Genomic DNA, 13,297 nt, shown 5'->3' on the forward strand with positions numbered 1-13,297 from the left:
AGTCACAGTCCCCCGAGGGCTTCATGCAGCACACGCCAGGCCGCACGCGGCCGCACGGCTTCTCCAGCATAGTCATGAAACGCCCGCATCTCGTGGTGACGGTGTGCTTTCTTGCGGCCATGGCGCTGGTGAGCGGCGTCGGCCTGCGCCACCTCTACCAGATGACGCGCTACGACCTCCATAGCCGCCAGCGCGACCTGGAGGTGCGCGCCGTAGGCGTGGACGCGCTGATTTCCGCAGAGCGCCGGCGCCTGCTGTTCCTGCGCGACTATGCGGAACATCTGCTCGCTTCGCCGGGCCAGCAGCGCGCCGGCTTGCAGAATCCGAAGGTGCAGGCCGCGCTGCGCGACAGCGGCCGGCCGCAATGGGAGGCTCCCGGCGCGATGGATGGACCGCGCGTTTTCGGCACCAATGCGCAAGGGCTCGCGGGAATCGAGGGGTTTGACCGCGACGCCGCCGCACTGCCCGCCGACATCGTGCTCGCGCGCTCGATCAGCCCGCTCCTCGCGATCAGCCAGCACGCCGACGCGGTGCAAAGCACGGTCGCGTATATCTCGGCCAACGGCCTGTACGTGCTCTCGCCCGAGCGCCCGGACGCGCACGCGCCCGACCTGTTGCGGCGCTTCAGCACCATGCCCTACTACCGCCTGCATGCCACCGGCCAGAATGCGGGACGCGATATCGTCTGGACTCCGATCTATACGGAATCGAAAAAGAGCGAGGCGATCGCCACGCTCAGCGCGCCCGTCTACACGAACGGACAGTTTCGCGGCGCCGTGGTGATGGACGTCGCACCCTCGCGCCTGCTCGCGCTTCAGCTCGCCACCTCGAACCTGACCGACGACGAGGCGCCTGCCGAGTTCGGCCTGCTGAACAGTAACGGCGACCTTGTCTACTTCGTCAATGGCGAGATCACGGCGCAGCGTCCCGCGCGCTTCGATCCGTATCTGCTCGACGTCGCGCGAGCGTCGGCGGCGGCCTGGTTAAAGCGCGGCAAGGGCTACGCCGTGCACTCGGGCCGGTATCTGCTGTTCCAGCACGTGGGCGATACGCACTGGATCCTGCTCACGGACACGGACGACTCAGAACTCACGCTCGCAGCAGCGCGCCGCGTGTTCAACAGCCCGCTGATCGTCGCCTGGCTGGCGATCGCGGTGCTGCTCGTCGGCACGCTGCGCATCGTCAAGCACATATTCGGCCAGTACGTCGAAGCGAGTACGCGGCTTGAAACGCTCGCGCGCAGCGATCCGCTCACCGGCCTCGCGAACCGCCGGCGCTTCCAGGAAGTATTCGACGAAACACTGGAACGCGCCGCCCGCGAGGGCGGTGAAACGGCGGCGCCCGCCGTGGCGATGCTGATGCTCGATATCGACTACTTCAAGCGCGTGAACGACCGCTTCGGCCACGCGGCCGGCGACCGCGTGCTGGTGATCTTCGCGGACATCCTGCGCAACAACCTGCGCAGCGCGGAAATGCCTGCGCGCGTGGGCGGCGAGGAATTCGCGGCGCTGCTTCCCGGCGCCGATCTCACGGCGGCCGCGAGCGTTGCCGAGCGCATCCGCCGGGCGGTCGAAGCGCACGCGGCAGACTCGGCGCATGGCGCCAGTGTGCCGGGCGAAGCCGTGAACCCGGATGCGATTGCGTTCACCGTCTCGATTGGGGTGGCGGCCAGTCCCGCCGACTGCGCCGCCCACTACGAAGCGCTCATGCAGGTCGCCGACCGGCGGCTCTATGCCGCGAAGACAGGCGGCCGCAATCGCGTCGTTGCAGAGGATTCCAGATCGATCGATCCAGCGCGTGCCTGACGTGCGTTTGCCGATCCCGGTGGCCGCATTCATGCGCCACGCATGAGCCGGAACCCCGTCGGCCACTGCGATTGCGCTTGCGCGCCGGACAGCAGCGCGTCGCCGCCAGCGGAAAGACGCTACCATCGGCAGCGGCGATCGACGAAGGCCGCGCGTCGCCTTCGTCCGCGACGCCGGAGCCCGACCGTACGCCATGAGCAGCCGACTCACCGCCCTGACGACCTATTGTGTCGTGGCGTTCGCCGTCCTGGCAACGCTCACGGCGGCAGTGTATGCGTCGGACGCCGTCAACGAACGCCAGCAGCGCCAACAGGTGGACGTCTTTTCGAATCGCGCGCTGCTGCGCGCCGAACTGGTCACCTCCGAAGCCGACTCCGCGCTGCGCCAGCTCATGTCGTACCCCGACACGCCGTGCACAAACGACCACATGCAGCGCCTGCGGCAGGTCGAGGAGCAGTTTCGATACATTCGCGAAGTCGCCTCGACCCATGACATGCGGCTGCGCTGCAGTTCGCTGCACGGCGCTGTCGACATCGCGTTGCCGCCGCCCGAATGGACCTATGCAGGCGGCTTCACCGCCTGGCATACCGAAGTCGGCAAGCGCGGCAACGAGCGGCAGATGCTCAACGTGCGCCTGGGCAACCACGTCGTGGTGATCGATCCGCGCTTCTACCTCGACATCGTGCCGCTCGACGACACCATCAAGCTCACCGTGCTCGAAACGCAGCACGGCGCCGTGATTTCAAGCTGGCCGCACACGGACGACGCCCTCGTACGCGCCGCGCTCCAGCGCACCGGCAGCCCGTATTTCGAAGGCCGCTATTACGTCGTCGAGCGCTCGAGCCGTTATCCCATTGCGGTGGTCGCATACGAGCCCGAGGACCGCATGCGCCGCGACGTGCCGGCGCAGCTCAGAACGCTGCTACCGCCCGCGCTCGTCCTGAGCGCCATCGGCACGTGGCTCGTCCTGCGCTGGCGCCGCACGCTGCGCACGCCGCGCAACGCGATGCTGCAGGGCATCCGTCGGCGCAAGTTCGTGGCGTGGCTGCAGCCGCTCGTCTCGCTGGAGAGCGGGCGCTGCGTCGGCGCCGAAGCGCTCGTGCGCTGGAAGCTCGAAGACGGCACCCTTGTCGCGCCCGACACGTTCATTCCGATGGCGGAGTCGCTCGATCTCATCGAGCCCATCACCGATCAGGTCATACGGTCCGTGTTCGAGGGCGTCGGCGCGATGCTCGCGCGTCGCCGCGATCTGCACGTCTCGCTCAATCTTGCCGGCAAGGATCTCGCCGGCACACGCGTGCTCCAAACCCTCAAGGCGAGCCTCGCGAAATATGGCGTGCGCCCCGAACAAATCTGGTTCGAAGCGATTGAGCGCACGCTCATGGATACGGCCAGCTCCGCACCCGTTCTCGAAGCGTTTCGCGCAGCCGGTCACCGCATCTTCATCGACGATTTCGGCACGGGATATTCGAGTCTCTCGTATCTGCAGGCATTGCCCGTGGATGGCATCAAGATCGACCGCTCGTTCCTCCTCTCGCTGGCGAGCGGCGAGGAAATGAACAAGATCGTGCCGCACATCATCGAAATGGCGCGCAGCCTCGACCTGCTGATGGTCGCCGAGGGGGTGGAAACCGAGGCGCAAGCGCAATATCTGCGCGAGCGCGGCGTGCAGTTCGCGCAGGGCTGGCTCTATGCGAAGGCCATGCCCGCCGACGAATTCCTGCGCTACCTGGAGCGTGAAGCGGCGCGCACGCGCGAGACGTGAGCGTGGCGCACGCTCAGGCGAACTGACCCGGCGACGCGGCGTGCGGCACCTCGCCAGGCGAATGCGGGAGTGCCACGCCGCCGCACCGTGCCGCAGCCGCCTTGCTGAGCACGGCGCTGTCGTAGCCACGGCCGGCAAAACGCACGACATCGACGAGACTAAAGCCTTGTGCGCGATAGAACGCGATGAGGTGGTCGGCTGGAAACGGCGTGTCGAGCGCGAGCTGCGTGTAGCCGCGCGCAGCCGCCCAACGCCCCGCGAAAGCAAGCAGCGCGCGGCCGATACCGCGGCTTTGCCATTTTGGCTCGATGCCGAACTGATGGACCGAAGCCACACTGCGCTGGCGATAATGTTCGCACTGCGAATGGCTATCGTGCCCTTCCACCGTGAGCGTGCCGATGATCCTGCCATTGCAGACAGCGACGAAACAATCTCCAGCCAGCGCGCGTTCACGCGTGAGGCTCGCCGCCTGATCGGCACATGAGCAGTGCAATCCGAGCGACGCGAGCCGCGAAAACGCGCGATGCAGCAGACGCGTCAGCGCTTCCCATGAGTCGTGGCGTGGATCGAAGCGCCTCAGCACGAGCCGGCCGAGGCCGGGCTGCACGGAGGTGATCTGCTCGTCCGGGCGCTGGCTTGCACGCGAGATCGACATGGCGTCTCCAGTCGTTTCGATGCCTCCAGTCTAGGGTTGCGCCGTAGGAGCCACAAGAAAAAATCTCGTAAAAACCGGCGCGATGGTTGTGAATGCAGTGGTGTATGCGCGCTAGCCTTGCTCGGCCATACGCTCCACCACGGCGAGCACGATGCGTCGTGCCGAATCGATATGCGCCACGGTCAAGGCGCGCGCGCCGCGTGCGTTGCGCGCGAGGCACGCTTCCAGGATGGCCTCGTGTTCGTGCTGAAACGAGGGGGTGTCGGCAAGGAGCGTATTTTGCAGCCGCTCGTAGCGCTCCACCTGCGCGCGCAGTTCGCGTATCGCCGCCAGCTGCCGTGTGTTGCCGCAGGCGCCGTAAATCAGTTCGTGAAACTCACGGTTGAGTTCGCCCTGCTTCTGCGTGGTAACTGCTTCGCCCAGCAGCCGGTGAACGAGTTCCGCGCGTGCAAGCGTTTCGTCGTCGATGCGCTTGACCCCGCGAAAGACCGCGTCGCCTTCGAGCAGCGCGCGCAGGCCGTAGATCTCCTCCACGTCCTGCACCGTGAGCATGCGCACGACCGCGCCGCGATTGCGGAAAATCTCGACGAGCCCCTCGCGCGCGAGCCGCTGGATCGCTTCGCGCAGCGGAATGCGGCTCACCTCGAAACGCTCCGCGAGATCGCGCTCGACAAGGCGCTCGCCGCTGCCCAGTTCACCGCTGACGATCAGGTCGCGCAACCCGGACGCAACCGCGTCCGCCGTGGAGTCGAATTTTGTTTCCATGCGTGTCATGCCCGGTTAGCGCCCGGTTCGTTTTTGGGCCCGTTCGGCATAATGGTATACCAAAATGCCGAATGCGGTCATAATGGCGCATCCCCTTTTCGATCGAACGGAGACTCAGCATGGCGCAGGGCGAACACACCTATCGCGTTTCGGTGCAATGGACGGGCAATCGCGGCAGTGGCACCTCGGGTTATCGCGACTACGACCGCGATCACGTGATCCGCGCGAACGGCAAGCCGGACATTCCGGGCTCTTCGGATCCGGCCTTTCGCGGCGACGCCTCGCGCTGGAATCCGGAAGATCTGCTCGTGGCCTCGGCTTGCGCGTGCCACAAGCTCTGGTATCTGCACCTGTGCGCCGAGGCGGGCATCGCGGTGCTCGCCTATGAAGACGAGGCCGAAGGCACGATGGCCGATACGCCGCAGCGCGGCGCCTTCACGAAGATCGTGCTGCGCCCGCGCGTCACGATCCGCGCGAGCGACAACCGCAGCCTCGCCGAGCGGCTGCATCACGCAGCGCACGAGCAGTGCTATATCGCCAATTCGGTGAACTTCCCCATCGTGTGCGAGCCGGCCATCGAACTGGCTGCGTAACGCTCGCGAACGCCCCAAGCGGCTCGGGCCAACGTGCCGGCACTCCCGCGAGTGCCGGAAACAAAAGGGCTCGATCCCAAATTCCCGCTGCAACGTTCGTGAACGTCGTCACGACTGACTGCTCCCTCCGAAACAGCCCCATATAAATCGTATGCGATTTAATCTTATGCGCTTGACACGGGGAAATTTCTTGTCCATTATGCATCGCATGCGATTCGATCTTACGCGATGCATATGACCCACCCCTGAATTCCATCAAGGAGCGCAACATGGCAACGATCGACAAAGTGCTGTTCTCGGGCAACACCCACACCACCTTCAATCACGACCCCGCGGCCCAACGCGGCGAATTCGGCGTGGTCGACCTCCACCTGTCGTCTTCGAGCGGCGAAACCCTCGACATCGTCGCGAGCGAACCGCACCCGCGCGCCGAGCAGCTGTTCGCCGGCGCATGGTCCGCCTGCTACATCTCCGCGCTCGCCATCGCGGCCTCGCTGAAGAAAGTCGCCCTGCCGGCGGACGCCTCGGTGGACATTCGGGTCGATATCGGCCAGACCGGCGCCGCCTGGTTCCTGGGCGCGCACTTCACGGTCACGCTGCCGGGCATCGAGCAAAACGTGGCCGAGGCCATCGCGCGCAGCGCCCATCAGATCTGCCCGTACTCGAAGGCCGTGCACGGCAACATCGACGTGAGCCTCACTGTCGTCACCGCATAACCGGCGAACGCAATCGCCTCTTTCACCCCATTTCACTGCAATTCACCTAGCGAGATCCGATCATGAAGACCCAATTCATCGCCAAGCTCCTCATCGCCCTTTCTGTCAGCGCAACCGCCCCCGCATTCGCCAGCGGCTACGGCCCGGCCCCGTCGTACCGGCCCGAAGTCGGCGCACCGGCATCGCAACGCGGCCAGAGCGTGCAAACGCTCGCCGCCGAGCGCGCCGAAAGCGGCACCGCAGCGACGGCTTACGGCGGCATGGCCGACGCCACCACGGGCGCGGGCAGCCGCGTCTCGATGGAGCGAAACAACCTCTTCGCCCACCATTGATTGCGCCACGGCGTCGTGGCTGTTTCGCCGGGCATCGCAATGGCGATGTGCGGCGGAACCGGTTTCGGCCTACGATATAATCGCAAGCGATTTATTCAAGTTTGCGAGCCATTGAGGCCCTTTGCCCGAAGAGGATGACCATGAAATCGACGGACCACCCGGCGCAGGGCGCCACGCCCGCGCCGCTCGCAGACTACCTTTGCTTCGCGGTCTACTCGACCAATCTGGCATTCGGCAAGGCATACAAGCCGATCCTGGACGAACTGGGGCTGACCTATCCGCAGTACATCGCGATCATCGCGCTCTGGGAGCAGGACAACCAGACGGTGAGCGGCCTGGGCGAGAAGCTCTTTCTCGAATCGAACACGCTGACACCGATGCTGAAAAAGCTCGAAGCGATGGGGTATGTGCAGCGGCGGCGCGATCCGGAAGATGAGCGTCAGGTGCGAGTCAGCCTGACCGCGAGCGGCCGGAAGCTGCGCGAAAAGAGCCTGAAAATCGCGGATCTCACCGACGCGACCGGGCTGGGCCACGACGAATTCATGAAACTGCAAAGGGCGATCGTGAACCTGCGTGCCAATCTGATTCGTTCACTCGACACCGAATAGCCGTCGCAGCGACGCGCACAGTTTCCGCGCGCCGGCTTCGATAAGTAATAGTTAGGATTACAACCCATATCGCGGTTGGGGAAAGGCATGCGCACGTCCAATGCTTCCTGCGCGCCATTATCCAACGTCACCATCAGGAATTATATGTCAAACGATCTTCATCCCACGCCCCTTTCGCGCCGGCGCTTCATCGGGGCCGCTGCCGTGACGCTTGCAGGCGCCGCAATGAGCCGGTTCGCCTTCGCGGAATCGAAGCCGTCGGCCGGCGGACTCACGCAAATTGCCGCCGGCGATCCGTCTGCGATTCGTCCGCTGCGCGTGCATGCGCCGGAAGCGGCGCTGACCGACCTGCGGCGCCGCATCGTCGCGACGCAGTGGCCCGAGCGCGAAACGGTCGACGACGCCTCGCAAGGCGTGCAGCTCGCGACCATGCAACGGCTCGCCAGCTACTGGGCCAACGACTACGACTGGCGCAAGGTGGAAGTGCGGCTCAACTCGCTGCCGCAATACGTCACGGAAATCGACGGGCTCGATATCCACTTCATCCATGTGCGCTCGAAGCACGAGAACGCGCTGCCGATCGTCGTCACGCACGGCTGGCCCGGTTCGATCATCGAGCAGCTGAAAATCATCGAACCGTTGACCAATCCAACCGCGCATGGCGGGAGCGCATCCGATGCGTTCCATGTCGTCATTCCTTCTCTTCCGGGTTACGGTTTCTCGGGTAAGCCGACGAAAACCGGTTGGGACCCCCAGCGTGTCGCTCGCGCCTGGGTCGTGCTGATGGATCGGCTCGGCTACAAGCGCTACGCCGCGCAAGGGGGCGACTGGGGCAATGCCGTGACGGAGCAGTTGGCGCTGCTCAAACCGGCAGGACTCGTGGGCATTCACACCAACATGCCAGCGACCGTGCCCGACGCTGTCGCCAAATCGCTCAAGGACGGCACGCCGCCCCCGGCCGGGCTCTCGGCGGAAGAGCAGCACGCGTACGACCAGCTCGATTACTTTTACAAGCACGGCTTGGGCTACGCCCTCGAAATGGCGAATCGCCCGCAGACGCTCTACGCGATCCAGGATTCGCCAGTCGGTCTCGCTGCATGGATGCTCGACCACGATGCGAGCGGTCAGGCGATGATTGCGCGCGTGTTCGCAGGCCAACCCGAAGGCCTGACGAAGGATGACGTGCTCGACAACGTCACGCTCTATTGGCTGACGAAGACCGCGGTCTCCTCCGCGCGCCTATATTGGGAAAACAAGCTCAACTTTTTCGCGCCCAAGCATGTGGAGCTGCCGGTTGGCGTGAGTGTCTTCCCGGACGAAATTTATGCCGCACCGAAGAGCTGGACGGAGCGCGCCTACCCCAGGCTGGTTCACTACAATCGCCTTCCGAAAGGCGGCCATTTCGCAGCATGGGAACAGCCTGCCGCGTTCACGGAAGAAGTTCGCGCGACCTTCAGAACGCTGCGTCAGCCGGCCTGACGAAATGCCGCAGGCGTGAGCTTTCGGGTGTCCGACGATTTTATCAAGGACTCCGAAGGCTCACGTCCACCCCCAACTACAAACGGCCCCGTGCGCCGTCCGATGGACTGCAACAACGGGTGCGCCTCCTTCCCAAATACTGCACTGCATGGCTGCCAGGATCGCTCAAGCGGAAAAACGGCGCAAATTCCAGTGCTTTTCCACGAATAGAAGATCGCGCACCTCGCGGACAATGCCGGTCATAGCCCGATTTGCGGCTATTTCAAACGTGCGCCGACCGGCGCAAGTCAAACTTCGACGTCAAAAAAAGAAAGGTGATTGTTGTGTTTGCCCGGATATTCCTGCTGTGGATGGCGTCGCTGATGCTGGTGCAAGTCGGTTTTCGATATCTCGATGCAGAGTCGCTGCTCGATTTCGGCGACACGGCATTCGAACCGGCTTCCGCGACGCAGGTCGCCCAGCAGCAGGACGCCGAACTGGAACTGGAACTGGCCGCACAAGGTGCGAGCGTCCGTGGGATCGCGCCGCTAGTGTCGATCAAACCGGACATCGTCAATCTCGGCGCCGAGGTAACGCCTCATCTGCGCGATGCCATCTGGGCGCCGCATGCCGGGACGGCGTCGAACGCCTCCTATCTGCGCGAAGCCTGTTCGTCTGGCTTCACGCGCCTGAAGATGGCCGCCCGCTGGTTCGATGCGCGATTCGCGGCGCTCATGCTGGCGCTCGGGGTGTTGCTGTTCGCGCTGCGCGCCTGGTGGCTGCGGACGGTGCGCCACGATCTGCTCGCCATGATCGCCACCCTGCGCGCCGCGACGAGCGCAAGCGGCCCGGCACCCGCGCTCGCGCTCGTGGACTGCCCGCGCAAGCTGCATGGGCTTGCCCGCGCGATCGGCGATCTGTTGTGCCGCCGCACCGGCGCAGTCGAAGACCAGTCGGCTACCTTCGCCGCTTTCCTGCGGCAGACTGAATCGCGAGTGGCGCGGTTGCGCGCCTATACGATGAACGTCACGCGCTGGAACTTGCGCGTGGCCCTCGTCGAGGACATCGATCTCTTCCAGGATCTCGCGCGGCAGTTCGTCGACACGGCCGGCCAGGGCGGCGTGAATCATGCGCCCGTGACCGTGGACGCGTATCTGAAGGACCGCTTCGTCTATGGCGCGAACGCGGACGCGAGCATCGTGCTGCGACTGGAAGCCGGCGAGGCGTTTGCGCTGCCGCGCTCCGCGCTCGTGCGCCTCGTCGACAATCTCGTGGGCAACGCGCACGCGCACGGCAAACCGCCCATCGAGATCTGCACGGCGCGCGGGCCGCGCTCGTGGACCTTGAGCGTGCGGGACCACGGCGAAGGCGTAGCGGCGAGTCTGCCCGAGGGCGGCGCGCCGGCGTCGCCGCTGCCCGCCTCGCGCGCGGCGAGCCTTCGCCTCGACTCGCATTGGGGCATGGGCCTGTCGATCGTCCGGCGCCTCGCGCGCCTGTGCAACGCGAAGCTCAAGATCGGCAATCATCCCGAGGGCGGGCTCTGGGTGCGCGTCATCGTGCCGATGGACAAAGCGCGGCACGCCTGACGCGACACCCTCCCCTCAAGCCCCCAGCAGCACGCCGCTGCGTATCGGACGCGTGCCCGTCACGCGACCGAGCGGCGCGCCGGCCGTGACGAAGCGAATCGCCCTGCGCATATAGAAAACGCCTTCCGCGGTGCTCTTCACCGTCGTCGTTGCCCCCGTCATCGGATCGACGATATCGAAGAGCGGGTCGTTTTCGCGGATCCAGTCGCCGATTTTCGCGCGGTGCACGAGAATGCCGCTGCACGGCGCATAGCATTGCGCGCTGCCGGCGAGCGGCGTGGCCGGCATCAGCAGCTCCGGCAGCGGCTTCACGTCGCCGCCGGTGAGCGCACCGCGCCAGCGCAGATAATCGATCAGCGCGTCGGCGTCCTGCTGCGCGGTTTCCCACGACACGTCGCGCTGACCGCGGCACTCGATCGTCACCGCGGTGGGTCCGGCGGGCACGGGCTGCGTGGCCGGCATCTGTTGGCGCAGTTGCCACCACAGCAGGCTATGCGCCTCGTCGAACGCCTGCGCGCCCGAGTCGGTGGCGAGCAGTTGCGCGCGCGAGCCGAGGTAGCGGGCCAGCGGCTCGACATCGGGCCAGCCGGCCTCGCTCGTGTACACGTGCATGACCGCCTCGAGCGAGCAATGCAGGTCGATGATGAGATCGGCGTCGTGCGAGAGCCGCAGCAGCGCCAACTGGAGCGAATCGAATTCCGTGAGCGGCTCTTGCGCGTCCAGTGCTTCGCGCATCAGTTGCCGGATCAGCTCGCGGTTGCGGTCGACGTCCGCGCCGAGCGTCTCCTTTGCGCGCGCGAGCAGCTTCGGAAACGCGTGGAAGTGGCGGTTGAAGTTCCTGCCGCTCGCAAGATCGAACCGGCCGATGAACTGGCCGAGCACGTGCTGGTTCAGGCCCACGGGATTGGCGAGCGGTACGAGCACCACCTGCGCGGCGAGCGCGCCTTGTGCTTCGAGCTCCGTCAGTTGCGCGCGCAACAACACGGCCGTCAGCATGGCGGGCGTTTCGTCGGCGTGCAGCGACGCCTGGATATAGACCTTCTGTGAGGCGTCGGCAGGGCCGAAATGGAAGCTGGTCAGTTCGCGGTGCGTGCCCGGCGTGGCGCCCAGGAGCGGAATCGATTGCTGGTTCATGAATTCGATGCGGTTTCAAAAATGTGTGCAGCGGCTCAGTTGCCGCTCAGTTTCCCGCTCAGTTTCCGTACGGATCGAAGTCGAAATAGCGATGCGCGATCTGCGCGTAGGTGCCGTCCTTGAGCATGGACGCAATCGCGTCGTTCATCTGCGCCTGCAGCACCGTTTCGTCCTTGCGCATGCCGATGCCCGTGCCGCGGTCGCCCATCGAAATCGGGCCGCCGGCAAACGCGAAACCGTTGCCCTGCGGCGTGCGCAGGAAGCCGTAATCCGCTTCGACGTAGCCCAGCAGCGCGGCGTCGAGCCGCCCGTTGACGAGGTCGGCGAACACTTCGTCCTGGCTCTTGTAGGTGACGACGTGGACGCCCGCCGGCGCCCAGTTCGCGAGCGCATAGGTCTCGAACTGCGTGCCCGCCTGCACCCCGACCGACTTGCCGGCCAGCGACTGCGCGGTGGCGCCGAACGGGGCGCCCTTGCGTGCGACGAGCCGCGACTTGAACTGGAACAGCTTCGATGTGAAGAGAATTTGCTGCTCGCGCTTCGCGGTGATCGCCATCGACGACATGATCGCGTCGATCTTGCGCGCCTGCAGCGCCGGGATCATGCCCGAGAACTCCAGCTCGACCCACTGGCAACGCGCGTGAATCCGGCGGCAGATCTCGTTGCCGAGATCGACGTCGAAGCCTTTGAGCGAGCCGTCGGGCGCCTTGGCGTCCATGGGCGGATAGGTCGGATCGATGCCGAGGCGCACGATGTCGCCCTCGCGCGCAAAGGCACTGCTGCTTAGCGTCAGCGCGAGCGAAAGAAGGATCGACGGGATTTTTTTCATGATGAGCGATCAGTGAACGTGGGGGTCTCCTGCCGACCGATGGTAGGACGACGCTGCGTTCGGGAAAAGCTCGAATTCGTCTATCATGATCACTCATACCGATCGCAGTCAGTCATCGCCCATGAGTCTCACGCTCTCCCAATTGCGCGTCTTCGTCGCCGTCGCCCAGCGCGGCAGCGTGCGGGCAGCTTCGCGCGCGCTCGGCGTGGCGCAAAGCGGCGTGACGCAGCAGTTGCAGAATCTCGAAGTCGAACTGGGCGGCCCGCTGCTCACACGCACGAATCGCGGCGTGACGCTCACGGTGCTCGGCCAGCGCATGCTGGTACGAGCGGCGTCGATTCTCGGCGAGTGCGAGCGCGCGAGCGAAGAGGCGCAGCAACTGCGCGGCGATTACGCGGGCGAAGTGGCGTTCGGCCTGACGACCGATCCGCTCATGGACGCGCTCGTGCCCGTGCTCGGGCAGTACAACACGCGGTTTCCACGCGTGGCGCTGCGTCTGCGCACGGGCACGTCGCGCATGATGATCTCGTGGATACGCGAAGGCACACTCGATTTCGCGCTCGCACTCGTTTCCGACCAGACCGATACGACCGATCTCTCGGTGACGGAGCTTTACCCGTCGGACCCGGTGGTCGTCTGCCGCCGCGACCACCCGAAGGCGGGGGCGCGCACGCTGCGCTCGCTCACGCACTGCGACTGGCTCGCGACGCGCTCGCCCAATATCGCGGACGCCTTCGCTTCGAGCCGGCTCACGACGTTCTTCACCGACCACGGGTTGCCGCCGCCGCGCATCGTCGCGACGGTGGAGGGGCTCTTCGAAACGCTGCATTGGGTCAGCGAAACGGATTGCCTCGCGCTGGAGTCGTCGGTGGTCGCCACGCGCGGCCCGTTTGCCGAACGGCTCGCGCGCATCAGGATCGCCGAGCGGCCGGCGGCGCAGCAGGTCTGTTTGCTGCAGCGCGCGGCCGTGCCGCTCACGCCTGCCGCACAGGAGCTCGCGACCATGCTCGCTTCGTATGCGCGGGCGGGCCGCGCGCCGCGCTGAGGCGAT

General features: G+C 65.5%; 13 protein-coding genes. 9 read left to right on the forward strand and 4 right to left on the reverse strand.

Annotated elements, in window-relative coordinates:
• Positions 1-74 precede the first annotated feature (74 nt).
• Both AB4Y43_RS03175 and AB4Y43_RS03180 read left to right on the forward strand, forming a co-directional pair.
• Positions 75-1,805 (forward strand): diguanylate cyclase, encoded by a 1,731-nt coding sequence (locus AB4Y43_RS03175; RefSeq protein WP_368727016.1) that lies wholly within the window; start codon positions 75-77, stop codon positions 1,803-1,805.
• Positions 1,806-1,998: 193 nt separating this feature from the next.
• Positions 1,999-3,570 carry an EAL domain-containing protein gene (locus tag AB4Y43_RS03180; RefSeq protein ID WP_368727017.1) on the forward strand — a complete coding sequence of 524 codons (1,572 nt, stop codon included), beginning with the start codon at positions 1,999-2,001 and terminating at the stop codon, positions 3,568-3,570.
• Positions 3,571-3,583: 13 nt separating this feature from the next.
• Here the strand turns inward: AB4Y43_RS03180 and AB4Y43_RS03185 are convergent, their stop codons facing one another.
• A complete protein-coding gene (locus AB4Y43_RS03185; RefSeq protein ID WP_368727018.1) occupies positions 3,584-4,225 on the reverse strand; it encodes a GNAT family N-acetyltransferase in 642 nt (213 codons plus the stop codon).
• A 111-nt stretch (positions 4,226-4,336) separates the two neighbouring features.
• Complete coding sequence (locus AB4Y43_RS03190; protein WP_368683422.1) at positions 4,337-4,990, reverse strand: GntR family transcriptional regulator; 654 nt, start codon at positions 4,988-4,990, stop codon at positions 4,337-4,339.
• Positions 4,991-5,109: 119 nt separating this feature from the next.
• Between AB4Y43_RS03190 and AB4Y43_RS03195 the strand changes: the two genes are divergently transcribed.
• The 6 genes from AB4Y43_RS03195 (at position 5,110) to AB4Y43_RS03220 (ending at position 10,283) form a co-directional block, all read left to right on the forward strand.
• Positions 5,110-5,583, forward strand: coding sequence for an OsmC family protein (locus AB4Y43_RS03195; RefSeq protein WP_368727019.1), 474 nt, complete (start codon positions 5,110-5,112; stop codon positions 5,581-5,583).
• A gap of 269 nt (positions 5,584-5,852) precedes the next feature.
• The gene (locus AB4Y43_RS03200; protein WP_368727020.1) at positions 5,853-6,299 is read left to right on the forward strand and encodes an Ohr family peroxiredoxin; all 447 of its coding nucleotides are present in this window, start codon (positions 5,853-5,855) and stop codon (positions 6,297-6,299) included.
• A gap of 62 nt (positions 6,300-6,361) precedes the next feature.
• The gene (locus AB4Y43_RS03205) at positions 6,362-6,631 is read left to right on the forward strand and encodes a hypothetical protein (protein ID WP_368727021.1); all 270 of its coding nucleotides are present in this window, start codon (positions 6,362-6,364) and stop codon (positions 6,629-6,631) included.
• Positions 6,632-6,771: 140 nt separating this feature from the next.
• Positions 6,772-7,239 carry a MarR family winged helix-turn-helix transcriptional regulator gene (locus AB4Y43_RS03210; protein WP_028202370.1) on the forward strand — a complete coding sequence of 156 codons (468 nt, stop codon included), beginning with the start codon at positions 6,772-6,774 and terminating at the stop codon, positions 7,237-7,239.
• A gap of 144 nt (positions 7,240-7,383) precedes the next feature.
• Positions 7,384-8,718 carry an epoxide hydrolase family protein gene (locus tag AB4Y43_RS03215; RefSeq protein ID WP_368727022.1) on the forward strand — a complete coding sequence of 445 codons (1,335 nt, stop codon included), beginning with the start codon at positions 7,384-7,386 and terminating at the stop codon, positions 8,716-8,718.
• Between the two features lie 323 nt (positions 8,719-9,041).
• The gene (locus AB4Y43_RS03220; RefSeq protein WP_368727023.1) at positions 9,042-10,283 is read left to right on the forward strand and encodes an ATP-binding protein; all 1,242 of its coding nucleotides are present in this window, start codon (positions 9,042-9,044) and stop codon (positions 10,281-10,283) included.
• A gap of 15 nt (positions 10,284-10,298) precedes the next feature.
• On the opposite strand, the gene AB4Y43_RS03225 is transcribed toward AB4Y43_RS03220, so the two are convergent.
• Together AB4Y43_RS03225 and AB4Y43_RS03230 are read right to left on the reverse strand one after the other, a co-directional pair.
• Positions 10,299-11,417 (reverse strand): succinylglutamate desuccinylase/aspartoacylase family protein, encoded by a 1,119-nt coding sequence (locus AB4Y43_RS03225; protein WP_368727024.1) that lies wholly within the window; start codon positions 11,415-11,417, stop codon positions 10,299-10,301.
• A gap of 58 nt (positions 11,418-11,475) precedes the next feature.
• The gene (locus tag AB4Y43_RS03230) at positions 11,476-12,246 is read right to left on the reverse strand and encodes a transporter substrate-binding domain-containing protein (protein ID WP_368727025.1); all 771 of its coding nucleotides are present in this window, start codon (positions 12,244-12,246) and stop codon (positions 11,476-11,478) included.
• A gap of 121 nt (positions 12,247-12,367) precedes the next feature.
• On the opposite strand from AB4Y43_RS03230, the gene AB4Y43_RS03235 reads away from it, so the two are divergent.
• Complete coding sequence (locus AB4Y43_RS03235) at positions 12,368-13,291, forward strand: LysR family transcriptional regulator (RefSeq protein WP_368727044.1); 924 nt, start codon at positions 12,368-12,370, stop codon at positions 13,289-13,291.
• The last annotated feature ends 6 nt before the right edge of the window (positions 13,292-13,297 follow it).

The organism is Paraburkholderia sp. BR10872 (assembly GCF_040965835.1).
GTDB classification, from domain to species: domain Bacteria; phylum Pseudomonadota; class Gammaproteobacteria; order Burkholderiales; family Burkholderiaceae; genus Paraburkholderia; species Paraburkholderia nodosa_A.